Origin of the sequence: Variovorax sp. YR216, from assembly GCF_900107745.1 — a bacterium.
Lineage (GTDB): Bacteria > Pseudomonadota > Gammaproteobacteria > Burkholderiales > Burkholderiaceae_C > Variovorax.
Map to the genome: position 1 here is coordinate 135,206 of NZ_FNRO01000004.1, position 22,990 is coordinate 158,195.

At 66.0% G+C, this 22,990-nt stretch carries 25 protein-coding genes; 20 read left to right on the top strand and 5 right to left on the bottom strand.

Annotation, left to right across the window (positions count from 1 at the left end; genetic code table 11):
- Window positions 1–91 precede the first annotated feature (91 nt).
- The 10 genes from BLW05_RS13910 (at window position 92) to BLW05_RS13955 (ending at window position 9,004) form a co-directional block, all read left to right on the top strand.
- Window positions 92–1,405 carry a TRAP transporter large permease gene (locus BLW05_RS13910; RefSeq protein WP_093163381.1) on the top strand — a complete coding sequence of 438 codons (1,314 nt, stop codon included), beginning with the start codon at window positions 92–94 and terminating at the stop codon, window positions 1,403–1,405.
- A gap of 27 nt (window positions 1,406–1,432) precedes the next feature.
- On the top strand, window positions 1,433–1,810 hold the full coding sequence (crcB, locus tag BLW05_RS13915; protein WP_093163382.1) for a fluoride efflux transporter CrcB: 378 nt from the start codon (window positions 1,433–1,435) through the stop codon (window positions 1,808–1,810).
- A gap of 39 nt (window positions 1,811–1,849) precedes the next feature.
- A complete protein-coding gene (locus tag BLW05_RS13920; protein WP_093163383.1) occupies window positions 1,850–4,801 on the top strand; it encodes a monovalent cation/H+ antiporter subunit A in 2,952 nt (983 codons plus the stop codon).
- Window positions 4,801–5,154, top strand: coding sequence for a Na+/H+ antiporter subunit C (locus tag BLW05_RS13925; RefSeq protein WP_093163385.1), 354 nt, complete (start codon window positions 4,801–4,803; stop codon window positions 5,152–5,154). The genes BLW05_RS13920 and BLW05_RS13925 overlap by 1 nt, the downstream gene beginning before the upstream one ends.
- Window positions 5,155–5,195: 41 nt before the next feature.
- Window positions 5,196–6,851, top strand: coding sequence for a monovalent cation/H+ antiporter subunit D (locus BLW05_RS13930; RefSeq protein WP_177142671.1), 1,656 nt, complete (start codon window positions 5,196–5,198; stop codon window positions 6,849–6,851).
- Entirely contained in the window at window positions 6,851–7,345 is a 495-nt protein-coding gene (locus tag BLW05_RS13935; protein ID WP_093164046.1) for a Na+/H+ antiporter subunit E, read from the top strand. Before BLW05_RS13930 ends, BLW05_RS13935 begins: the two co-directional genes overlap by 1 nt.
- Window positions 7,342–7,620 carry a K+/H+ antiporter subunit F gene (locus tag BLW05_RS13940; protein WP_093163386.1) on the top strand — a complete coding sequence of 93 codons (279 nt, stop codon included), beginning with the start codon at window positions 7,342–7,344 and terminating at the stop codon, window positions 7,618–7,620. The genes BLW05_RS13935 and BLW05_RS13940 overlap by 4 nt, the downstream gene beginning before the upstream one ends.
- Entirely contained in the window at window positions 7,617–7,970 is a 354-nt protein-coding gene (gene mnhG, locus BLW05_RS13945; RefSeq protein WP_093163388.1) for a monovalent cation/H(+) antiporter subunit G, read from the top strand. The genes BLW05_RS13940 and mnhG overlap by 4 nt, the downstream gene beginning before the upstream one ends.
- Window positions 7,971–8,039: 69 nt before the next feature.
- Window positions 8,040–8,351 (top strand): hypothetical protein, encoded by a 312-nt coding sequence (locus BLW05_RS13950; protein WP_093163389.1) that lies wholly within the window; start codon window positions 8,040–8,042, stop codon window positions 8,349–8,351.
- A gap of 98 nt (window positions 8,352–8,449) precedes the next feature.
- Complete coding sequence (locus BLW05_RS13955) at window positions 8,450–9,004, top strand: DedA family protein (protein ID WP_177142658.1); 555 nt, start codon at window positions 8,450–8,452, stop codon at window positions 9,002–9,004.
- Between the two features lie 42 nt (window positions 9,005–9,046).
- Here the strand turns inward: BLW05_RS13955 and BLW05_RS13960 are convergent, their stop codons facing one another.
- Window positions 9,047–10,384 (bottom strand): MFS transporter, encoded by a 1,338-nt coding sequence (locus tag BLW05_RS13960; RefSeq protein ID WP_093163393.1) that lies wholly within the window; start codon window positions 10,382–10,384, stop codon window positions 9,047–9,049.
- A gap of 148 nt (window positions 10,385–10,532) precedes the next feature.
- On the opposite strand from BLW05_RS13960, the gene cyoA reads away from it, so the two are divergent.
- Genes cyoA through BLW05_RS13995 form a run of 7 tightly spaced genes read left to right on the top strand, consistent with a single transcriptional unit; the run spans window position 10,533 to window position 17,294 of the window.
- Window positions 10,533–11,597 carry a ubiquinol oxidase subunit II gene (gene cyoA / locus BLW05_RS13965; protein WP_093163395.1) on the top strand — a complete coding sequence of 355 codons (1,065 nt, stop codon included), beginning with the start codon at window positions 10,533–10,535 and terminating at the stop codon, window positions 11,595–11,597.
- Window positions 11,598–11,599: 2 nt separating this feature from the next.
- The gene (cyoB, locus tag BLW05_RS13970) at window positions 11,600–13,603 is read left to right on the top strand and encodes a cytochrome o ubiquinol oxidase subunit I (protein ID WP_093163396.1); all 2,004 of its coding nucleotides are present in this window, start codon (window positions 11,600–11,602) and stop codon (window positions 13,601–13,603) included.
- Entirely contained in the window at window positions 13,596–14,237 is a 642-nt protein-coding gene (cyoC, locus tag BLW05_RS13975; protein ID WP_093163398.1) for a cytochrome o ubiquinol oxidase subunit III, read from the top strand. The genes cyoB and cyoC overlap by 8 nt, the downstream gene beginning before the upstream one ends.
- Window positions 14,234–14,638 carry a cytochrome o ubiquinol oxidase subunit IV gene (cyoD, locus tag BLW05_RS13980; RefSeq protein ID WP_093163399.1) on the top strand — a complete coding sequence of 135 codons (405 nt, stop codon included), beginning with the start codon at window positions 14,234–14,236 and terminating at the stop codon, window positions 14,636–14,638. The genes cyoC and cyoD overlap by 4 nt, the downstream gene beginning before the upstream one ends.
- Window positions 14,638–15,423 (top strand): SURF1 family protein, encoded by a 786-nt coding sequence (locus BLW05_RS13985; protein WP_093163401.1) that lies wholly within the window; start codon window positions 14,638–14,640, stop codon window positions 15,421–15,423. The genes cyoD and BLW05_RS13985 overlap by 1 nt, the downstream gene beginning before the upstream one ends.
- Window positions 15,407–16,768: an ATP-binding protein gene (locus BLW05_RS13990; protein ID WP_093163403.1), complete on the top strand. Its 1,362-nt coding sequence runs from the start codon at window positions 15,407–15,409 to the stop codon at window positions 16,766–16,768. Before BLW05_RS13985 ends, BLW05_RS13990 begins: the two co-directional genes overlap by 17 nt.
- Window positions 16,752–17,294, top strand: coding sequence for a response regulator transcription factor (locus tag BLW05_RS13995; RefSeq protein ID WP_093163404.1), 543 nt, complete (start codon window positions 16,752–16,754; stop codon window positions 17,292–17,294). Before BLW05_RS13990 ends, BLW05_RS13995 begins: the two co-directional genes overlap by 17 nt.
- Before the next feature lie 77 nt (window positions 17,295–17,371).
- On the opposite strand, the gene BLW05_RS14000 is transcribed toward BLW05_RS13995, so the two are convergent.
- Complete coding sequence (locus tag BLW05_RS14000; RefSeq protein WP_177142660.1) at window positions 17,372–17,911, bottom strand: GAF domain-containing protein; 540 nt, start codon at window positions 17,909–17,911, stop codon at window positions 17,372–17,374.
- 177 nt (window positions 17,912–18,088) lie between these two features.
- Window positions 18,089–18,910 (bottom strand): alpha/beta fold hydrolase, encoded by an 822-nt coding sequence (locus BLW05_RS14005; RefSeq protein WP_093163407.1) that lies wholly within the window; start codon window positions 18,908–18,910, stop codon window positions 18,089–18,091.
- A gap of 211 nt (window positions 18,911–19,121) precedes the next feature.
- Between BLW05_RS14005 and BLW05_RS14010 the strand changes: the two genes are divergently transcribed.
- Entirely contained in the window at window positions 19,122–19,646 is a 525-nt protein-coding gene (locus BLW05_RS14010; protein WP_093163409.1) for a DUF2306 domain-containing protein, read from the top strand.
- A 6-nt stretch (window positions 19,647–19,652) separates the two neighbouring features.
- On the opposite strand, the gene BLW05_RS14015 is transcribed toward BLW05_RS14010, so the two are convergent.
- On the bottom strand, window positions 19,653–19,841 hold the full coding sequence (locus BLW05_RS14015; protein ID WP_093163410.1) for a hypothetical protein: 189 nt from the start codon (window positions 19,839–19,841) through the stop codon (window positions 19,653–19,655).
- A gap of 160 nt (window positions 19,842–20,001) precedes the next feature.
- Between BLW05_RS14015 and BLW05_RS14020 the strand changes: the two genes are divergently transcribed.
- Together BLW05_RS14020 and BLW05_RS14025 are read left to right on the top strand one after the other, a co-directional pair.
- Window positions 20,002–21,438 carry a DHA2 family efflux MFS transporter permease subunit gene (locus BLW05_RS14020; RefSeq protein WP_093163412.1) on the top strand — a complete coding sequence of 479 codons (1,437 nt, stop codon included), beginning with the start codon at window positions 20,002–20,004 and terminating at the stop codon, window positions 21,436–21,438.
- Between the two features lie 51 nt (window positions 21,439–21,489).
- On the top strand, window positions 21,490–21,708 hold the full coding sequence (locus BLW05_RS14025; protein ID WP_093163413.1) for a hypothetical protein: 219 nt from the start codon (window positions 21,490–21,492) through the stop codon (window positions 21,706–21,708).
- Here the strand turns inward: BLW05_RS14025 and BLW05_RS14030 are convergent.
- On the bottom strand, window positions 21,705–22,928 hold the full coding sequence (locus BLW05_RS14030) for an NAD(P)/FAD-dependent oxidoreductase (RefSeq protein WP_093163415.1): 1,224 nt from the start codon (window positions 22,926–22,928) through the stop codon (window positions 21,705–21,707). The two genes, BLW05_RS14025 and BLW05_RS14030, sit on opposite strands and share 4 nt — an antisense overlap.
- Between the last annotated feature and the right edge of the window lie 62 nt (window positions 22,929–22,990).

The window sequence follows — 22,990 nt, forward strand, 5'->3', positions numbered from 1 at the left end:
GCCCGGCAGAGCCGGTTCCGCGGGATTCCTGGCCTTGGCTGCATCGGTTTCATGCGACGCGGGCCGCGTGGCCGCCTGATGGACTACTGAAATGCTCGAAACCCTTCTCATGGGCGCGCTGCTGCTCGCCATCATGCTGGTGCTGCTCGCCGGCGGCGTGTGGATCGCGATGACACTCGCGATCGTCGGGTGGGTCGGCCAGGCCTTCTTCACCCAGACGCTGCCCGCCAAGAATCTCTTCTCTTCGTTCTGGGAGTCGAATGCCTCCTGGGAGCTGGCCGCGCTGCCGCTCTTCATCTGGATGGGCGAGATCCTCTTTCGCACGAAGCTGAGCGAGGAGATGTTCGAAGGCCTGCGGCCATGGCTCAACCGCGTGCCCGGGCGCCTGATGCACACGACGATCATCGGCTGCGGCGTGTTCGGCTCGGTCTCCGGTTCATCCGCCGCGACCTGCGCAACGATCGCAAAGGTCGCGCTGCCGGAACTCGTGCGCCGCGGCTACAACGAGAAGCTGGCGATCGGCTCGCTGGCCACTGCGGGCACGCTGGGCATCCTGATCCCGCCGTCGATCACGATGGTGGTGTACGCAGTCGCGGCCGATGCGTCGATCATCCGCATCTTTCTCGCGGGCTTCCTGCCCGGGCTGCTGCTGATGCTGCTCTTCTCGGGCTATATCGGCTGGTGGAGCCTGCGCAATCCCGACCAGGTCCCGCCCGCCGATCCGCCGACGACTTTCCGAGAGAAGATCCGGCTCTCGGGCAACCTGATCCCCTGCACGCTCCTGATTGTCTTCATCGTGTGGGTGCTGGTCGCCGGCTGGGCCACGGCCACCGAATGCGCGGCATTCGGCGTGCTGGGCTCGCTCGCGATCGCCGCGTGGGGCCGAAGCCTCACGTGGCAGAACTTCAAGGACGGGATCATGGGCGCCACGCGCACGAGCTGCATGATCATGTTCATCCTTGCGGGCGCGGCCTTCCTGACCAAGACCATGGCCTTCACCGGCATCCCGCGCGAGCTCGCGGAGTGGGTGGACAGCATGCACCTTTCGCCCTACGCGCTGATCGGCGCGCTGGTGCTGGTCTATCTGGTACTTGGGACCGCGCTCGACGGGATTTCGATGATCGTGCTGACCAGCGCCGTCGTGCTGCCGATGATCCAGAAGGCGGGGTTCGACCTCGTGTGGTTCGGCATCTTCATCGTGCTGCTGGTCGAGATCGCGGAAGTCACGCCACCGGTCGGCTTCAACCTGTTCGTGCTGCAGAACATGACCGGCAAGGACAGCAACGTGATCGCGAAGGCGGCGATTCCGTTCTTCTTCTGTCTCGTGCTCTGCATCGCTCTGATCACCGTGTTCCCGAGCATCGTGACCATCCTGCCGGACGTCGTGATGGGGGCGGACAAATAGGCGGCATGGCCCGACGACAATCGCCCCATGCTGCTGAACGTCTTCGTCATCTGTGTCTCCGCGTGCGTCGGCGCGCTGCTTCGCTGGGGCTTCTCGACCTGGCTCAACCCGGGCGGCTGGTTGCCGTGGGGCACGCTGGCCGTGAACCTGATCGGCGGCTATCTGGTCGGCCTTGCGATCGCCGGTTTCACGGCACTGCCTGATATCAATCCGGCATGGCGGCTGATCGTGGTCACGGGGTTCCTGGGTTCTCTCACCACCTTTTCAAGCTTCTCCGCCGAGGTCGTCGGCATGATGGTGGCCGGACGACCAGGGGATGCGCTGGTGACGGTCGCGCTTCACCTTGGCGGCTCGCTGCTGCTCACCTGGCTCGGCTTCAGGACCGTTCAATACCTCATGGCTTGAGCGGAGATCGCAGAGGGGCGATCGATAGAATCGATCGCGATGCCCCTTGTCTTTCTCGTCGCACTTCCGTTCGTCGCCAGCGTGCTCGCCGCGCTGCTGCCTTCGGATGCGCGAAATCGTGAATCGACACTCGCGGGCCTCGTCGCGCTGGGGTGCGCGGTGCAAGCCGCGTGGTTCTTCCCGGAAGTCGCCGGCGGCGAGGTGATCCAGCAGAGGATCGAGTGGCTGCCCGTCCTCGGACTCGATCTCGTCTTCCGCATGGATGGCTTTGCATGGCTGTTCTGCATGCTCGTGCTGGGGATCGGAACGTTGGTGGTGCTGTACGCGCGCTACTACATGTCGCCGTCCGACCCCGTACCGCGATTCTTCTCGTTCCTGCTCGCGTTCATGGGCGCGATGATGGGCGTGGTCCTGTCGGGCAACATCATCCAGTTGGTGCTGTTCTGGGAACTCACCAGTCTTTTCTCCTTCTTGCTGATCGGCTACTGGCACCACCGGCGCGATGCGCGCCGCGGCGCGACCATGGCGCTCGTGGTCACCGGCGCGGGCGGCCTGTGCCTGCTGGCCGGCGCGCTGATCCTGGGGCGCATCGCCGGCAGCTACGACCTCGACGTGGTGCTCGCGTCGGGCAACGCGATCCGCGCACATCCTCTCTACCCCGCCGCGCTCGTGCTGGTGCTGCTCGGCGCCTTCACCAAGAGCGCACAGTTTCCATTCCATTTCTGGCTGCCTCGCGCGATGGCGGCGCCCACGCCCGTTTCGTCCTACCTGCATTCGGCCACGATGGTGAAGCTCGGCGTGTTCCTCATGGCACGCCTTTGGCCGGTGCTGTCGGGCACCGAGCAATGGTTCTGGCTGGTCGGCGGTGCCGGCGCGATCACGCTGCTGCTCGGCGGCTACGTGGCGATGTTCCAGCGCGACCTGAAGGCGCTGCTGGCGTACTCGACGATCTCGCACCTCGGACTCATCACCCTTCTGCTGGGCCTCAACAGCCCGCTCGCGGCGGTGGCGGCGGTCTTCCACATCATGAACCACGCGACCTTCAAGGCGTCGCTCTTCATGGCAGCCGGCATCATCGACCACGAGAGCGGCACGCGCGACATCCGCAAGCTCAGCGGCTTGCTCAAACTGATGCCGATCACCGGCACGCTGGCGATCATCGCGAGCGCATCGATGGCCGGCGTGCCGCTGCTCAACGGCTTCCTGTCGAAGGAGATGTTCTTCGCCGAGACGGTGTTCATCGAGGCCACCCCATGGGTGAGCCGCAGCCTGCCGATCGTCGCGACGATCGCCGGTCTCTTCAGCGTGGCCTATTCGGCCCGCTTCGTGTTCGATGTGTTCTTCGGCCCGCCCTGCGCGTCCCCCGAGGTGCCCAGGCAGCCGCACGAGCCGCCTCACTGGATGCGGGTGCCGGTGGAACTCCTGGTGCTGATCTGCCTGGTCGTGGGCGTCGCGCCCGCATGGTCGGTCGGCGCGTTTCTCGCGACGGCCGCAAGGCCGGTCGTCGGCGGTGTCCTGCCGGAATACAGCCTTGCGGTGTGGCACGGATTCAACCTGCCCCTGCTCATGAGTTTCATCGCACTGGTCGGCGGTGGAATGCTCTACCTGTTGCAACGCCGCGGCCGCGAACGCGGCGTGCTGGCGGAAGCGACGACGCCACTGCTGCATCGCTTCGACGGCCAGCGCATCTTCGAGAACCTGCTGGCGCGCCTGAGCGAGACCGGCCGCCGCAGCCGCCGGATTCTCGGCACGCGGCGCCTGCAGATCCAGCTGTTGCTGCTCGTCGGCGTCGCGATGTCCGGTGCGGCCGCGGCGCTCCACTTCACGCCGGCTGCACGCGGATCGCGCGAGCTGCTGCCCTTCTCGCCGATGTTCGCGATGATCTGGCTGATCGGCTGTACCTGCGCGATCGCCGCCGCGCAGCAGGCCAAGTTCCATCGCCTCGCGTCGCTGATGCTGGCCTCGGCCGCCGGGCTGGTGAGCTGCATCACCTACATCTGGTTCTCGGCGCCCGACCTCGCGCTCACGCAGCTCGTGGTGGAGGCGGTGACGACCGTGCTGATCCTCCTCGGCCTGCGCTGGCTGCCGATGCGCACCGCAACGCCCGAGCCCACCTGGACTTGGTTGCGTCAATGGGGTCGGCGCGGCCGCGACCTGGCGATCGCCATCACTGCCGGCGCGGGCCTTGGCTCGATCGCCTGGATGATGATGACGCGCACCTTCCCGCAAAGCATCTCGCCCTTCTTCCTCGACAACGCGCTGACACGCGGCGGCGGCACCAACGTGGTCAACGTGATGCTCGTCGACTTCCGCGGCTTCGACACCTTCGGCGAGATCACGGTGCTCGGTGTCGTGGCGCTGACGGTTTATGCGCTGCTGCGCCGCTTCCGGCCTGCGCCGGAATCGATGGCGCTGCCGCGGCAGCAGCGCGCGTATCCGGACGACGGCAGCAGCGACCTGCTCAATCCGCGCCGCGCCAAGGACACCGCGGTCGGCTACCTGATGGTCCCGGCGGTGCTCGTGCGGTTGCTGCTGCCGCTGTCGGTGCTGGTGTCGGTCTACTTCTTCATGCGCGGTCACAACCAGCCCGGCGGCGGCTTCGTCGCTGGCCTGGTGATGTCGGTGGCCTTGGTGCTCCAGTACATGGTGTCCGGCACCGAATGGGTGGAAGAGCATCTGCGCATCTATCCGCGGCGCTGGATCGCCGTCGGGCTGCTGCTTGCGCTGATCACGGGCGACGGCGCGATCCTCCTCGGCTACCCCTTCCTCACCACGCATACCGCGCATCTGCACCTGCCGCTGCTCGGCGAAGTGCATGTGCCGAGCGCGCTGTTCTTCGACACCGGCGTGTTCGCGCTGGTGCTCGGCGCCACCATGCTGATCCTCACCGCGCTGGCGCACCAGTCGATCCGCAGCCACCGCTGGTCCGACGAGCAGGCCGAGAAGGAAGCCGAGCGCGCCGCCACGGCCGAAGTCAAGGATGCCGCCTGATGGAAATCGTCCTCGCCATCGCCATCGCCATCCTCACCGCGTCTGGGGTGTACCTGCTGCTGCGTCCGCGCACCTTCCAGGTGATCATGGGCCTCACGCTGATCTCCTATGCGGTCAACCTGTTCATCTTCAGCATGGGGCGCCTCAAGGTCGACAGCGAACCGGTGCTGACGCCGGGCTTCGCCGCCACGCTCGCCAACACGGCAGACCCGATGCCGCAGGCGCTGGTGCTCACCGCCATCGTGATCGGCTTCGCGATGACCGCCCTCTTCCTGGTGGTCCTCCTCGCCTCGCGAGGGCTCACCGGCACCGATCACGTCGACGGTGAAGAGCGCCGGGGGACCGACCCGTGACCGGCTTCTTCCACCTGCTCGACCGCATGCTCGAACTGAGCATGCCGCACCTCGTCGCCGCGCCGATCCTGGTGCCGATGCTCACCGCCGCGCTCATGCTGCTGCTGCGCGAGGAACGCCGCCGGACCAAATCGGCGCTCAGCGTGGCGTCGGGCCTGATCGGCCTCCTGGTCGCGCTCGCGCTGCTGCGGTGGGTCAACGCGCCGGCCACCGGCGGCGGCCCCGGCTCGATCGGCGTCTATCTGCCGGGCAACTGGCAGGCGCCTTTCGGCATCGTGCTGGTCGCCGACCGGCTGTCGACGATGATGGTCGCGCTGACCGGCGTCGTGGCCTTCGCGGCGTCGATCTATTCGACCTCGCGCTGGGACCGCGCCGGCGTGCATTTCCATCCGCTGCTGCAATTGCAGCTGATGGGCCTCAACGGCGCCTTCCTCACTGGCGACCTGTTCAATCTCTTCGTCTTCTTCGAAGTGATGCTTGCCGCCTCGTACGGCCTGCTGCTGCACGGTTCGGGGCGCGGGCGCGTTCACGCGGGCCTGCACTACATCGCGATCAACCTCGCGGCATCGTCGCTGTTCCTCATCGGCGCCGCGATGCTCTACGGCGTGACCGGCACGCTCAACATGGCCGACCTCGGCGTGAAGATCGCGCAGATCAACCCGGCGGACCGTGGGCTGGTGCATGCCGCGGCAGCCATCCTCGCCACGGCCTTCTTCGCCAAGGCAGGCGCGTGGCCGCTCAATTTCTGGCTGGTGCCCGCCTACAGCTCGGCCGTTTCGCCGGTCGGCGCCGTGTTTGCGCTCTTGACCAAACTCGGCATCTACGCCTTGCTGCGGCTCTGGACGCTGATGTTCGCCCCCGACACAGGCGCATCGGCGGGGTTCGGGCAACACGTGCTGATCGCGATGGGCCTGGCGACGCTCTTCGTGGGCGCGCTCGGCATCGTGGGCACGCAGCGGCTGTCGAATCTCGCCGGCTTCAGCGTCCTGATCTCCGCCGGCACGCTGCTAACCGCGGTCGGCTTCGGCCGCGCGGCCGTGTGGGCCGGTGCGCTCTACTACCTGCTCAGCTCGACCTTGGCGGTGAGCGCCTTCTTCCTGCTCATCGACATGATCGAACGCTGGCGCAATGCCGGCATGAGCGTCGCACCGCACGAGGGGGCGGACGACGTGCCCTTCCTTTCCGCCGACCTGCAGCACATGGACAACGTGAACCTCGACGACAACGCGCAGGCGCTCTACGGCCGCGCGATTCCGGCCGGTGTGGCGTTCCTCGGGCTCGGCTTCGTCGGCTGCACGATCCTGCTCGCCGGATTGCCGCCGCTGTCGGGCTTCCTCGGCAAGTTCGCGATGTTGTCTGGTCTGCTCGACGCCACGCGGATCACGCCGGCGGCCTGGAGCTTCCTGGTGCTGTTGCTGATGTCCGGCTTCTTCACGCTCATTGCGTTCAGCCGCACCGGCATCCGGCACTTCTGGACGCAGGAGCACGGCCACCTGCCGTCGCTGCCCGCCGTGGAGGTGATCCCGGTCGGGTTGCTGCTCGCCGCCTGCCTCGCGCTGGCGCTCGGCGCCGGACCGGCCATGCAGCATGCCGTCGCCACGGCCGAGGGATTGCGCACGCCAACGGCCTATCGCGACGCGGTGCTTCATGCACGCGAAGTGCCCAGCCCTGCGCCAAAACCTGGAGTCGCAAAATGATCAAGCGCTGGCTCCCCTTCCCGCCGCTGTCGCTGGGCCTCTTCGTGGTCTGGCTGCTGCTCAACCAGTCGCTCGACGTGGCGACGCTGCTTCTGGCCGCGATCTTCGCCATCGCAGTGCCGCTGCTCACACAGTCGCTTCGCCCGCGGCGGACGGTGCGCATCCGTCGGCCGGGCACGGCAGTGAAGCTCGCCTTCGTGGTCCTGCACGACATGGTCGAATCCGCCCTGACCGTGGCGCGCCTCCTGCTAACCCGCCGCAACGACGAGATGCAGTCGCGCTTCGTGCGCGTTCCGCTCGAATTGCGCGATCCCAACGCGCTCGCGGCGCTCGCGATGATCGTCTGCCTCACGCCCGGCACGGCGTGGGGCGAGATCTCGCTCGATCGCTCGAGCCTGCTGATCCACCTGTTCGACGAGCGTGACCCCGAGGCCTTCATCGCGCTCGTGAAGTCGCGCTACGAACGCCCGCTGATGGAGATCTTCGAACCATGACGCCAGTCCTCTTCTGGGCGCTCAAGCTCGCTCTGTTTCTTCTCGCGGTGGCGATGCTCTGCGCGGTCACGCGGCTGCTCATCGGCCCGACTGCGCAGGACCGCGTGATGGCGCTCGACTGCCTCTACATCAACGGCATGCTGATGATGCTCGTCCTCGGCATCAACTACACCAGTAACGTCTACTTCGAGGCCGCGATGCTGATCGCGCTGTTCGGCTTCCTCGGCTCGACGGCGCTGGCGAAATTCCTCCTGCGCGGCGAGGTGATCGAATGAACGACCTCATCGCCACGCCACTGCCCGTGTGGGCGGAAATCCTGACCGCGGCCTTCGCGGTGCTGGGTGCCGCCTTCGCGGCCATCGGATCGTTCGGGCTCGTGCGGCTGCCGACCTTCTTCCGCCGCATCCATCCGCCGACACTCGGCGCGACGCTGGGGGTCTGGAGCATCACGCTCGCGACCATCATCTACTTTTCGGTACAAGGCGGCAGCCTGTTCCTGCACGCCGTGTTGATCACGCTTTTCGTGGCCTTGTCTGCGCCGGTGACGACCATTTTCCTGATGCGCGCCGCGCTCTTCCGCGAGCGGCTCAAGGGCGGCAACGTCCCCAGCGCAGATTCCCGATAACCCTGAAGACTTGGCCCCGGCCATGCAAAGGCGGATCATCCCATCGCAATGTTTCCTGGAGTTCGTGCCATGAAGGCTCTCGTTCTGACAGCGGCGCTCGCTGTCATCCAACTGGTCGCGTTGAATGCGCAGGCGCAGGTCTTCGGTGTCGACGACGGCGGCGCGGCGCGCGTCGAGCGCGCCCGGCAAGGGAAAGCCGCTGCGCGCAACCCGCAGGTGAGCGAAGGCGATCCGATCCCCGATGCGCGGCCGAGAACCTCCACCGACGAGCGTGCCGCAGCACGCACCCGGCGCGCCAAGGCCGGTGCGCAGGCGGCCCGAGGACCTCAAATGGGCGAAGGCGACCCCATCCCTCGCCCCGCACCCGCCACCAGCCGATAGCTCACCGCCGCCGGCGCAAATGCCCGCGCCCCGGCGGAAACGAGCAGCACCGCACGCAGCCGCCATGCCCGCCCACGGTTGCCTGCATGATTGGCGCCATGCATCTGTCCGAATTCCTGCAGAACTACGGCTATCTCGCCGTCTTCCTCGGTGGTTTGTTCGAGGGCGAAACCATCCTCATGCTGGGCGCGTTCGCGGTGCACCAGGGGTACTTGTCGCTGGGACCGCTGATTGCCTGCGGTGCTGCGGCGGCGTTCTGCACCGACCAGTTCTACTTTCATCTCGGTCGCCGCAAGGGCACCGAACTGCTCGCGAAGCGCCCGAAGCTGCATTCCTATGTGGAACGGATCAATGGTTTCGTCACGCGGCACCCGGTCGCGACCATCTTCGTGATGCGATTCGCCTGGGGTCTGCGAATCGCGATGCCGCTGACGCTTGGAATGGGCCGAATGGCGGCGCTGCCCTACGCCGCGTTGTGCGCGATCGCCGCCGTGGTCTGGTCCACGGTGATCAGTCTGTTCGGGATCCAGGTCACGGGGTGGATCCATGCCCTGGTCGGCCATCTGCGTCCCCACGAGCACACGCTGATTGCCTCGGCGCTCGCGATCGCCGTGGTGCTGGCATTGCTCAGGCAGTGGCGCACGCGGCGCTGAAGGCCGAACGGCAAGCAGGCCGCTGGCGCGGCACTGCGTGGATCACTCGTTTTCGCCGCGCTCGAGAATTGCGCGATTCACATACAGCGCGGCGAGCGTGCAGAGGGCGCCGGAGAGCAGGTAGACGCTGACATAGCCCAAGCCGAAGCTCGAAGACAAGCCGAGCGCGACGAGTGGCGCGAAGGCGGCCCCGATCAGCCAGGCCAGGTCGTTCGTCAGCGCAGCGCCGGTGTAGCGGTATTGCTTTTCGAAGTTCGCAGTCACCGCACCCGCAGCCTGGCCGTAGGACAGACCCAGGATCAGGAAGCCCACCAGGATGAACACGTCCTGGCCGAGCTTGCCGCCGTCGAGCAGCGTCGGCGCGAAGCCGCTGAAGACCGCGATCAGCACCGCAAGGCTGCCGAGTGTGTTGCGACGGCCCATGCGGTCGGCGATCACGCCCGAGGCGACCGTGCCGATCGCGCCAAGCACCGCGCCAACCATCTGGACCACCAGGAATTCGCTGATCGACTGGGTCGAGAACAGCGAGATCCACGAGAGCGGGAACACGGTGATCAGGTGGAACAGCGCGTAGCTGGCCAGCGCGGCGAAGGCGCCGATGACGATGTTGTAGCCCTGCGACCGCGTCATCTCCAGCACATTGGTCGGCTGGAGTTCCTTGGATTCGAGCGCGCGGTCGTATTCGTTGGTGGACACCAGTCTCAGGCGCGCGAACAGGGCCACGACATTGATGGCAAACGCAACGTAAAAGGTGTAACGCCATCCCCAGTCGAGGAAATCCTCCGTCGGGAGGCTCGAGTAGAGGTAGGCGAACAGCGCACTGGCCAGGAAGAAGCCCAGCGGCGCGCCGAGCTGGCCCAGCATCGCGTACCAGCCGCGGCGATTCGGCGGCGCATTCAGGGCCAGCAGCGACGGGAGACCATCCCACGAACCACCCAGCGCCAGCCCCTGGCCCACGCGCAGGATCGACAGCAGCACGATCGATGCCGTGCCCAGGCTGGCGTAGCCCGGGAGGAAGGCGATCCCGGCAGTGGAGATGCCGAGCAGGAACAGCGCCATCGTCAACTTGGCTTCGCGTCCGAAACGGCGCTGGACCGACATCGAGATCAACGTGCCGAGCGGCCGCGCAATAAAGGCGAAGGAGAAGATCGTGAAGGCGAGAAGCACCCCGTCGAGGCGGTTCTCGAACGGGAAGAACACCGCCGGGAACACCAGGACCGAGGCGATCCCGTAGACGAAGAAGTCGAAATACTCCGATGCACGGCCGATGACCACGCCGACAGCGATCTCGGAGGGCGTGATGTGCGAGTGATCATCCCCGTGGAGGGACTCGCTGATCTCGGTAGGGGCGTTGGTGGGACTGATGCCGGACATCATCATTTCTGCAAAGGTTCGTAAGTCATCCTAGGACCCCGCGAGGTTCTCACCGTTTCGGGATTGCCGCCATAGGACAAAACGTCCAATATCCGGCACCTGCCAAACCAAGTAGATTCTGGACTCTTTGCCCAGCAAAAGCTCACTCTTCGGCATGCCTCCCCTCACCAAACTCCGCGGACTGCTGTTGCTGCCGCTCGCCCTGTTGGCGGGCTGCAACATGGTGGTATTGAATCCCTCCGGCGACATCGCCCGCCAGCAAGGCCAGCTGATCGTCATTTCCACGGTGCTCATGCTCCTCATCATCGTGCCGGTGATCGGGCTGACCATATTCTTTGCCTGGAAATACCGCCAGTCCAACCAGGAGGCGAAGTATCAGCCCGAGTGGGACCATTCCACCGAGCTGGAACTCGCGATCTGGGCCGCGCCGCTGATGATCATCATCGCGCTGGGCGCCATCACCTGGATCAGCACCCATACGCTCGACCCGTACCGCCCGCTGCGGCGCCTCGAGGTCAACCGGCCGATCCCGGACAACACCACGCCCCTGACCGTCGAAGTCGTTGCGCTCGACTGGAAGTGGCTTTTCATCTACCCCGAGCAAGGCATCGCCACCGTCAACGAGCTGGCGGCGCCGGTGGACAGGCCGATCGTCTTCAAGATCACGGCCTCCTCGGTGATGAATTCCTTCTACATCCCCGCGCTGGCGGGCCAGATCTACGCCATGCCGGGCATGGAAACCAAGCTCAACGCGGTCATCAACCAGCCCGGTGAGTTCGAAGGTTTCTCCGCCAACTACAGCGGTGCAGGCTTCTCCGGCATGCGCTTCAAGTTCCACGGCGTGACCCACGAAGGCTTCGACCAGTGGGTCCAGAAAGCCCGCGCGGAAAGCACCGAGCTCAGCCGCGAGGTCTACCAGAAGCTCGAGCGCCCCAGCGAGCGCGAACCCGTGCGCCGCTTCGGCACCGTGGCCCCCGACCTGTACGACGCGATCCTCAACCGCTGCGTCGACCGCAACAAGATGTGCATGAACCAGATGATGGCCATCGACGCGACCGGCGGCATCGGCGGCGCGCCCGGTGCGTACAACGTCGCCAGGAAGCCCTGGCAGCCTGATGAGAAGAATTCCCCGATCCGCAGCTACGTGACGGCCATGTGCACCGTCGAAGACCCTGCCGGCATCTCGATCCCGCGTACCAACTTTCGCATCGAAGAGTAACGATGTCCGAACATCTTGATTTGACGAAGCTGATCTTCGGCCGTCTCACCTGGGATGCAATCCCATTCCACGAACCGATCCTTCTGGTGACCTTCTGCGCCGTCGTGCTTGGCGGCATCGCAGTCCTCGGCGCGATCACCTACTTCCGCCTGTGGGGCCCCTTGTGGCGCGACTGGATCACCAGCATCGACCACAAGAAGATCGGCATCATGTACGTGATCCTCGGTCTCGTCATGCTGCTGCGCGGCTTTGCCGACGCGCTCATGATGCGCGCCCAGCAGGCCATCGCCTTCGGCGACTCGGCCGGCTACCTCCCGCCGCACCATTACGACCAGGTCTTCACCGCCCATGGCGTGATCATGATCTTCTTCGTGGCGATGCCGCTGGTCACCGGCCTGATGAACTACGTGGTGCCGCTGCAGATCGGCGCGCGCGACGTGGCCTTCCCGTTCCTGAACAACTTCAGCTTCTGGATGACCACCTTCGGCGCCATCCTGGTGATGGCATCGCTCTTCGTCGGCGAATTCGCGCGCACCGGCTGGCTGGCCTATCCACCGCTCTCGGGGCTCGACTTCAGTCCTGACGTGGGGGTCGACTACTACATCTGGTCGCTCCAGATCGCGGGGGTCGGCACCTTGCTCTCCGGCGTCAACCTGATCGCGACCATCGTGAAGATGCGCGCGCCGGGCATGTCCCTCATGAAGATGCCGGTGTTCACCTGGACCGCCCTGGCCACCAACATCCTGATCGTCGCCGCATTTCCGGTGCTGACCGCGGTGCTCGCGCTACTGTCGCTCGACCGCTACGTTGGAACGAACTTCTTCACCAACGACCTCGGCGGCAATCCGATGATGTACGTCAACCTCATCTGGATCTGGGGCCACCCGGAGGTGTACATCCTGATCCTGCCGGCCTTCGGCATCTTCTCCGAAGTGGTGGCGACCTTCTGCGGCAAGCGCCTCTTCGGCTACGCCTCGATGGTCTACGCGACGCTGGTGATCACCATCCTCTCGTACCTCGTGTGGCTGCACCACTTCTTCACGATGGGCTCAGGCGCGAGCGTGAACTCGTTCTTCGGGATCACGACGATGATCATCTCGATCCCGACGGGCGCGAAGATCTTCAACTGGCTGTTCACCATGTACAAGGGCCGCATCCGCTTCGAGCTGCCCATGATGTGGACGATCGCCTTCATGATCACCTTCGTGATCGGCGGCATGACCGGCGTCCTGCTCGCGGTGCCCCCGGCCGACTTCGTGCTGCACAACAGCCTGTTCCTGATCGCCCACTTCCACAACGTGATCATCGGCGGCGTGCTGTTCGGCCTGCTGGCCGGCATCACCTACTGGTTCCCGAAGGCCTTCGGCTTCAGGCTCGATCCGTTCTGGGGCAAGTGCTCGTTCTGGTTCTGGGTGGTGGGCTTCTACGTCGCCTTCATGCCGCTGTACGTGCTCGGCCTGATGGGCGTGACGCGCCGCCTGAACCACTTCGAGGATCCGTCGCTGCAGATCTGGTTCGTGATCGCGGCCTTCGGCGCCGTGCTGATCGCGCTGGGCATCGCCTCGTTCATCATCCAGCTCGTGGTGAGCTTCATCCGCCGCGAATCGCTGCGCGACAACACGGGCGATCCGTGGGACGGCCGCACGCTCGAGTGGTCGACCTCCTCGCCGCCGCCGGCCTACAACTTCGCTTTCACGCCGCGCGTGCATGACAACGACGCCTGGGCCGACATGAAGAAGCACGGCTTCGTCCGCCCGACCGACGGCTTCATCCCGATCCACATGCCCAAGAACACGGGCGCCGGCTTCATCATCGCGGCCCTGGCGACGATCATGGGCTTCGGCCTCATCTGGCACATGTGGCTGGTCGCCGGCGTCGGCTTCGTCGCCATGCTGGCCGCCGTCATCATCCACACCTTCAACTACAAGCGCGACTTCCACATCCCTGCAGAAGAAGTCGTCCAAACCGAAGGCGCACGCACCCGCCTCCTGGCCGCCCATGTCTGACGTTACTGCACTCTCCCCCGCCGGCGCCGCGAGCGCCAGCCCGAGCTCGCGCTTCTACCTGAAGACCGAGCACCATCCGGAAAACGGCACGCTGCTCGGGTTCTGGCTCTACCTGATGAGCGACTGCCTGGTGTTCGCCTGCCTGTTCGCGGTCTACGGCGTCCTCGGGCGCAGCTTCGCGGCCGGCCCCTCGGGCGCGGATCTCTTCGACCTGCGGCTGATCGCGCTGAACACCTCGCTGCTGCTGCTGTCGTCGATCACCTACGGCTTCGCGATGCTCGAGATGCAGCGCAACAAGGTGAAAGCCGTGATGATCTGGCTGGTCGTCACGGGCCTGCTGGGTGCTGGCTTCATCGGCATCGAGCTCTACGAGTTCTCGCACCTGATCCATGAAGGCTATGGCCCGCAGCGCAGCGCGTTCCTGTCGTCGTTCTTCGCGCTGGTCTCCACGCACGGCCTGCACGTGACCTTCGGCATCATCTGGCTGATCGTCCTGATGGGCCAGGTCGCCAAGCACGGCTTCATCGCCGAGAACCGCCGCCGCCTCATGTGCCTGTCGATGTTCTGGCACTTCCTGGACGTGGTCTGGATCGGCGTCTTCACCTTCGTCTACCTGATGGGAGTGCTGCCATGAGCGCGCACAACGCAATCTCCGACCACCACGGCCACGATCATCACGACGACCATGGCCACGACGATGGCGCACCTCACGCCACCTTCAAGGGCTACATGACGGGCTTCGTCCTGTCGATCATCCTGACGGCGATTCCGTTCTGGATGGTGATGGGCAACGTGTTCGAGAAGCCCAGCACGACCGCGATCGTCATCCTCGCCTTCGCGGCGGTGCAGATCGTGGTGCACATGGTGTACTTCCTGCACATGGACTCGAAGTCCCAGCATGGCTGGACGATGCTGGCGTTCATCTTCACCGTCGTGGTGGTCGTCATCACCCTGACCGGCTCGTTGTGGGTCATGTACCACATGAACAACAACATGATGCCGCACATGTCGACGGAACAGCACCACAAGCCTTGATGACCGAGCGCGGCCCCCGATCCGCGCCCTTCCTGATCGCGCTCGGGATCTGCGCGGCAGGGGTCTTCGCGGGGCTGGTCGCCCTCGGCCTCTGGCAGGTCGAGCGGCGGGCCTGGAAACTGGATCTCATCGCCAAGGTCGACCAGCGCGTGCACGCGCAGCCCGTTGCGGCGCCCGGCCCCGGGCAATGGCCGCAAGTCAACCCGGCCGCCGACGAATACCGTCGCGTCTCCGCGACCGGCACCCTCCTTCACGATCGCGAAACGCTGGTGCAGGCCACCACGGCCCTCGGCGGCGGCCACTGGGTGCTGACGCCGCTGCAGCGCACGGATGGCAGCATCGTGCTGATCAATCGCGGCTTCGTTCCGCCAGAGCGCCGCGATCGCGCGAATCGCGGCGACAACGCGCCGATCGGCGAAATCACCATCACCGGGCTGCTGCGAATCACCGAGCCCGGCGGCAGCTTCCTCCGGCACAACGACCCGGCCGCGAACCGCTGGTATTCGCGCGACGTGCAAGCCATCGCGGCCGCGCGCGAACTCGACCGTGTCGCACCGTTCTTCATCGACGAGGAAGCCCCTGCCGGCCAGAGCGCGGCCGCACCGAAAGCGCAGACCTGGCCGGTCGCGGGGCTGACGGTCATCAGCTTTCCGAACAATCATCTGACCTACGCGATCACCTGGTTCGCCCTCGCACTCATGATCGTCGCGGCCGCCTGGTACGTGGCGCGGGATGAGCTTCGGATACGCCGCAGCGGCATGCGCGAAGATGCGCACCATGACTGACACGACCGCGATCGCGCCGGCGCCTCGATCCGACAGCGCCTCCGGCTCGCGCTTCGGCGACGCCACCGGCCTGAAGAACATGCAGCAGCTCATCCAGCTGCGCTGGATCGCGGTGGTCGGCCAGGTCGCGACGATCCTCGTCGTCCACTTCGGCTTCGGCATCCGGCTGCCGCTCGACCAGATGCTGGCGGTGCTGGCCTGTCTCGCGGCATTCAACGCGGCAAGCCAGTTGCGGTGGCGCATCCCCCGCGACGTGACGAACACCGAGTTGTTCATCGCGTTGCTGGTGGACGTCGGCATGCTCACTGCGCAGCTCTATCTCAGCGGCGGCGCAGCCAACCCCTTCGTCTTCCTGTACCTGCTGCAGGTGATCATCGCGGCGGTGCTTCTGGAGTCATGGTCGACCTGGACGATGGTCGGCGTGACCATCGCCTGCTTCGCCGGCCTTGCACTCTTTTCCGAACCGCTGCCGCTGTCGACGGACCCGGGCCAGGGTCTGTTCAGGCCCTACGTGGTCGGCATGCTGATCTGCTTCGCGCTGGTGGCGGCGCTGCTGGTGGTGTTCATCACGCGCATCAGCCGCATCCTGCGCGGCCGCGACGCCCGCCTTGCAGACTTGCGCCAGCGCGCAGCCGAAGAGGAGCACATCGTCCGCATGGGGCTGCTGGCCTCCGGTGCGGCGCACGAACTCGGCACGCCGCTCGCCACGCTCGCCGTGATCCTGGGCGACTGGCGCCACCTGCCCCACTTCACCTCCGATCCGGAACTGCTGGAAGAGGTCATCGAGATGGAAGCGCAGGTCAAGCGGTGCAAGACCATCCTCAGCGGCATCCTGCTGTCGGCCGGTGAAGCGCGCGGCGAGAACTCGGAGGAAACCACCGTCAGCACCTTCCTCGACGACCTCGTCGAGGAATGGCGCACCACGCGCGCCGCGAATTCCTTCGCCTACGAGAACCGCTTCGGCCACGACCTGCCCATGGTCTCGGATTCGGCCCTGAAGCAGATGATCTGCAACGTGCTGGACAATGCGCTGGAGGCTTCGCCGCAATGGGTGGGCCTCACGGCCGCGCACGATGGCGATGCGCTGACCCTGACGGTCTCGGATGTCGGCCCCGGTTTCGCGCCGGAAATGCTGGCGCAGTTCGGGAAACCCTATCAGTCGAGCAAAGGCCGGCCCGGCGGCGGGCTGGGCCTGTTCCTCGTGGTCAACGTGGCGCGCACGCTCGGCGGCAGTGTCACGGCGCGCAACCGTCCCGAGGGCGGCGCAGTCGTCACCCTGACGCTGCCGTTGGCCGCGATCACGCTCGAAGAGGACGACGAAGACGACGATGGACACCGACCCTGAACGCCTGCTGCTGATCGTGGAGGACGATGCGGCCTTCGCGCGCACGCTCGGCCGGTCGTTCGAGCGCCGGGGCTACACGGTCATGCACGCATCGAATGTCGATCAGGTCGCACTGCTGCTGAAGGACCACTCGCCCGGCTACGCGGTTGTCGATCTCAAGCTCAATGGCGATGCCTCGGGCCTCGCATGCGTCCAGACGCTCAACCGGCACGATCCTTCGATGCTGATCGTCGTGCTGACCGGCTTCGCGAGCATTGCCACCGCGGTCGAGGCGATCAAGCTGGGCGCCTGCCACTATCTCGCCAAGCCGTCGAACACCGACGACATCGAGGCCGCCTTCGGGCGCGCCGAGGGCACCGTCGACGTCGAACTGACCAACCGTTCGACATCGATCAAGACGCTGGAGTGGGAGCGCATCCACGAGACGCTCGCCGAGACCGGCTTCAACATCTCCGAAACCGCACGCCGGCTCGGCATGCACCGCCGCACGCTGGCGCGCAAGCTGGGCAAGCAGCAGGTCAAGTAGCCCGTCGCGTCCGGCGGCTCATTGGGAAGCCTCCGCGCAGCAGCGCTGCGGTATTCGCCTTGGGGCGGCCCGGCGGCTCATACGCGCCCTTCGGCCTGCGCGAGAAGCCTGGCGGCGGCCTTGGCGGCCATTTCCAGACGCTTCACGTCGCGCTCATCGAGATCGGTGCGCGGCTCGAAGCTGAATCCGCAGAGGACGCCGTACAAGCTGCCGTCCGTGAACCGCACCGGGACGCCGACGTGCGCGCCCATGCCGTGGTAGTACTCGGGCAAGCCGTTCGCCGCCCGCACTGGCGTGACGTTGGGGATGATGCAGGGCATGCGCCCGTCGACGATGCGCTGGCAGATCGACTCGATGCGCGGATGGCCCTGGCCGGTCTTGATGATCGCGTCGATCGTCTTCGAGGAGATGTGGCGAAAGATGCGGTGGTCGTCGACGAATTCGCCGACGAAGACCACTTCAAGATTGAGCTGCTCGCGCACCATGCGCAAAAGGCTCGCGATGCTGCGCTCGGTGAGACTTCCATGCACATGGAACCCGCTTTCCGGCGTGATTGCGGCCATGCGCGAAGCCCAGGTCTCCAGGTCATCGGCGCCGCCGTCGGATGTCTTGGTCATTCTTGCCCCCGTGGTGCAACGATCGTAGGTGCTCGGCGCGCCGACTTGTACCGGGGTTTTGTGGATAACGTTGTGTGTAGTGCGTGGAGGCCATGTCGCGGAGCTCGACACCATGCGGGTTGCCGCTGAATTGCCTCCGAAAGAGGCAGCGGGCCCCGCATGTTCGATCGGCCTGCGTCAACCCTTGATGAAGGCCAGCAGATCGGCGTTGAATTCATCGGCCCGGGTGGTCGCCAGCCCGTGCGAGCCGCCGGGGTAGAGCTTCAGCGTCGAGCCCTTCACCAGCTTCGAAGACAGCATGGCCGAGGCGCCGATCGGCACGATCTGGTCGTCGTCGCCATGCGCGATCAGCGTGGGCACATCGAACTTCTTCAGGTCTTCGGTGAAGTCGGTTTCGGAAAACTGCTTGATGCAGTCCAGCAGGCCCTTGTGCCCGCCCATCATCCCCTGCAGCCAGAACGAATCGCGCACGCCCTGCGACACCTTGGCGTTCGGCCGGTTGTAGCCATAGAACGGGATCGTGAGGTCCATGAAGAACTGCGAGCGGTCGGCGGTCACGCCCGCGCGGATGCCGTCGAAGACTTCCAGCGGCAGGCCGCCCGGGTTCGCGGCGGTCTTGAGCATCAGCGGCGGCACCGCGCCGAGCAGCACCGCCTTGGCGACGCGGGACGTGCCGTGCCGTCCGATGTAGCGCGTGACCTCGCCGCCGCCGGTGGAGTGGCCGACCATCACCGCATCCCTGATGTCGAGCTTGTTCATCAGCTCCGCGAGGTCATCCGCGTACGTGTCCATGTGGTTGCCGTCCCACGGCTGGCTCGAACGGCCATGACCACGCCGGTCGTGCGCGATGACGCGATAGCCGCGCTCCCCGAGGAAGACCATCTGCGCATCCCACGCATCCGCGGTGAGCGGCCAGCCGTGGGAGAACACGACTGGCTGGCCTTTGCCCCAGTCCTTGTAGTAGATCTGCGTGCCGTCTTGGGTGGTGATGGTGCTCATGCGGTCCTTTCCGTGGTTGTGCTGGGAGGGATGGAGGGAGATCCACGCCCGATCGGGCGAGGCAGGGCAGCGTAGACGAGCGACCTTCTTTTTGGAAGCGCCGGGGCATGCCGCGCGATACGTCCAACGACGGATGGCGCGACCGGCAACCGGCGCGCTATAAGCTGGCGCGCACCTTGCGTGCCGAAGTCACCCCGAACAAGGAGCTCGCATGTTCTATGGTTTGACGCCGCTGGGTACAGTCCACACCGCCATCAGCCTCGTGGCGGTGATCACCGGGCTCATCGCCCTCTTTCGCTTCAGGGAGATCGCGATGAACACCCGCGCGGGTCGGGTCTATGTGATCGCCACGGTGCTCACCTGTCTCACAGGTTTCGGCATCTTCCAGCACGGCGGCTTCGGCAAGCCGCATGCGCTGGGCATCGTCACTCTGGTGGTGCTTGCGGTGGCCTGGCAGGCGGGGCGCTCGAACGTGTTCGGGAGGCTGTCGCCCTACGTGGCGATGGTCAGTTATTCGCTGACCTTCTTCTTCCACATGATTCCGGGCGTCACGGAGACCGCGACGCGCCTGCCGCTGGGCGCTCCGTGGGTCGCCGATCCGGATGCGTCGCCGGTGCTGCAGGCGATCATCGGTGGCCTGTTCGTCGTCTTCCTGCTCGGTGCGACTCTCCAGGTGCTGCGCCTGCGCGCCGCCCGCGCGGGCAGCCCGGCCGATGTCCTTCGCGTATTGGGTTGAACCGCCTCAGAGGCGCGCGAAATACTTGAAACCGAGAACCAGCACGACACCGAGAACGGCGAAGAAAACCAGTCGACCCCAGCGCGCGACAGGCTGTTTGTAGTCCGGCATTTCGTTGCGATGGAGGCCGGAAAACGAGGTGGTGTCCGGCTTGTCCCGATGCCAGTCGTGGAAGTTGTCGCGATTGGTATTCATGTAATACATTTTAACTACACTTACACGAATACCGACAAGGGTCGGGCCTCACGGAAACCCGGAGCGCGAAAAAGTGCTCGCTGGGCGGATATCGACGCTGTCCAGCGTCTCTGCTAAGGTTTGTGTACAGCATCCACAAATCTTTCAGGAGACCGCGCCCATGCCCCCGCATTCCATGGACGACCGCCGGCGCTGGCTCGCGCTGACGGTTCTGTGCCTCGGCGTCCTGATGATCGTGCTCGACACCACGATCGTGAACGTCGCCCTGCCCTCGATCCGCCAGGACCTCGGCTTTTCCGAGACCTCGCTGGTCTGGGTGGTCAATGCCTACATGCTGAGCTTCGGCGGATTCCTGCTGCTGGGCGGGCGGCTCGGCGATCTCTACGGGCACCGGCGGCTCTTTCTGCACGGCATCACGCTGTTCACGCTCGCCTCGCTGGCTTGCGGGCTCTCGAATTCGCAGGCGCTGCTGGTGGCGGCGCGCGCGGTGCAGGGACTGGGCGGCGCGGTGGTGTCCGCCGTGGCGCTGTCGCTCATCATGAATCTCTTCACCGAACCCGGCGAGCGTGCGAAGGCCATGGGCGTCTACGGCTTCGTGTGCGCGGGCGGCGGCAGCATCGGCGTGCTGCTGGGCGGGCTGCTCACCGGCGCCTTGAGCTGGCACTGGATCTTCCTCGTCAACCTGCCGATCGGCGTCGCGGTCTACGCGCTCTGCATGGCCCTGCTGCCCGACGCACGCGGGCAGGCGGCCGGGGAACGCCTCGACGTCGGCGGCGCGGTGACCGTCACCGCCGCATTGATGCTCGCCGTCTACGCGATCGTCAACGGCAACGAGGCGGGCTGGACTTCGACGCAGACGCTGTCGCTGCTCGGCGTGTCGATCGTGCTGATGGCGATCTTCCTTTTCATCGAATCGCGCGTGCAGCATCCGCTGATGCCGCTGCGGCTCTTCCGACTGCGCAACGTGTCGACGGCCAACGTGATCGGCGTGCTCTGGGCGGCGGCGATGTTCGCGTGGTTCTTCATCTCGGCGCTGTACCTGCAACTGGTGCTGGGCAGCACGCCGATGCAGGTGGGCCTCGCCTTCCTTCCAGCGAATCTCATCATGGCGGCCTTCTCGCTCGGGCTCTCGGCCCGGCTGGTGATGCGCTTCGGCAACCGCGGGCCGCTCTCCTTCGGCCTGCTCCTGGCAGCCGCGGGCCTCGCCCTGTTCGCCCGGGCGCCGGTCGACGGCAGCTTTGTCGTCGATGTCCTGCCGGGCATGACACTGCTCGGCATCGGCGCGGGTATGGCGCTCAATCCCCTGCTGCTGGTGGCGATGAGCGATGTCTCGCCGAGTGAATCGGGCTTGGCCTCCGGCGTGGTCAACACCGCCTTCATGATGGGCGGCGCGCTCGGCCTCGCGGTGCTGACGAGCGTCGCAGCGGCACGCACCGGGAGTCTGCTCGCGGCCGGCATCGCGACACCCGCCGCGCTCACCGCGGGGTATCAATCGGCGTTCCTCGTCGGCGCGATCTTCGCGGTCGTTGCAGCCGTGCTCGGGGCGGCACTTCTTCGCGGCAGTGCACACGCCGCAGCGTCGATGACACGGGCGTAACGTAGGCATCGGCCTACAGAAAATCCGGGGGCGCGCGCCCACCATCAACGCATGAAAAACCCGATCAAACTGGTCATTGATGAGCCCGCGCCCGGATCGTTCATCTGGACGCTTCTCGAAACCGATGCTGGCGGCGCGCCGCGCAAGGTATTGCGCTCGGCCGAGTACGGAGCGGACACCTACGAGGCCGCGCTCGCGGCCGGTACGCGCATCATGGACGCCGAGATTCGCAAGAACGTCGAGGCGCCCGCGCAGCGCAACAACTCCTAAGCCAGGAGCGATTTCAGAGGCACGGCCGGATCGGCCGCGACCGCCGGTTCCGGGCTGCGGCCCGCTTCGAGCAGCTTGCGGCTCATCATGTGGTCGACCGGTGCGTTCACCGATTCGACGCAACGCAGCTGCGCACCGACGTAGTGCAGCAGCGAGAACGACGCGGCGTTCGCGCCCGGTCGGCGGACCGTGAGTGCGCCCGGTGTCCCCGGCGCAGGGGCCAGCCCGGCCATCTGCAGCCGCAGGCCTCCCTGATCCGACCAGAACCACGGCACCACGTCATGCGGACGCGGCGCGCCGGTCAGCGTCGCTACCGCGGTTCGCGCCTGGTCGTTGGCGTTCTGAACCGATTCGAGCCGCAGCGGCGTGTCCGAACGCTGGTCCGGAAAGCGCGTGCAGTCACCGATCGCCAGGATCGCCTCGTCGCTGGTCTGCATGAAGGCATCGACCACCACACCGTCGGCGCATTCGAGCCCTGCCGCCTGTGCGAGCGCGACCTCGGGCACCGCGCCGATCCCGAGCAGCAGAAGGTCGATCGGCTGCGCCTGACCGTCGATCTCGATCGCGGTCAGGTAGTTGCCGTCGACCTGCAGCACATCCGTCTTCACCCCGACGCGGATGTCCATGCCCGCCGCGCGATGCGTCGCGAGCACATGCGCCGACAGCTCCGGCGACACCGCACGGCCCAGCAGCCGGGGCGCGCTTTCGAGCACCAGCACCTGCTTGCCAAGCGCCAGCGCGGTCGCTGCGACTTCGAGCCCGATGAAGCCACCGCCCAGCACCGTCACATGCTGCGCTGTAGCGAGCTTGTCGCGAAGCTGAACCGCCTCGTGCGCCGCACGCAGAAGCGCCACGTTTTCCAGTCCTTCGAGCGCCGAGATGCGGCGCGCGCGCGTGCCGGTGGCAAGCACCAGCCGTTCCCATTCGAGCACCGCGCCCGACTTGAGCGTGACGGTGCGCGCCTGGCGGTCGATAGCCTGCGCCGCGTCGCCCAGGTGCAGCGTGATACCCGCTTCTGCGTACCAGGCCTCGGCGCGATGCTGCTGCGGCACCTCGTCAGGGCTCTTGAGGAAGGTCTTGGACAGCGGCGGCCGGTGATAGGGGATGGCCGCCTCCTCGCACACCATGTGGATGCGCGCGCCCTGCCCCGCTTCCACGAGGCCGGCACAGAGTTGAGCGGCCGCATGGCCGCCGCCGATGATGACGATGTTCGAATTCATGATGGGTTTCCGTGACGTGTCTGCCACTGTAGCCTTAGCATGGCAGCCACCACCACAGAGAA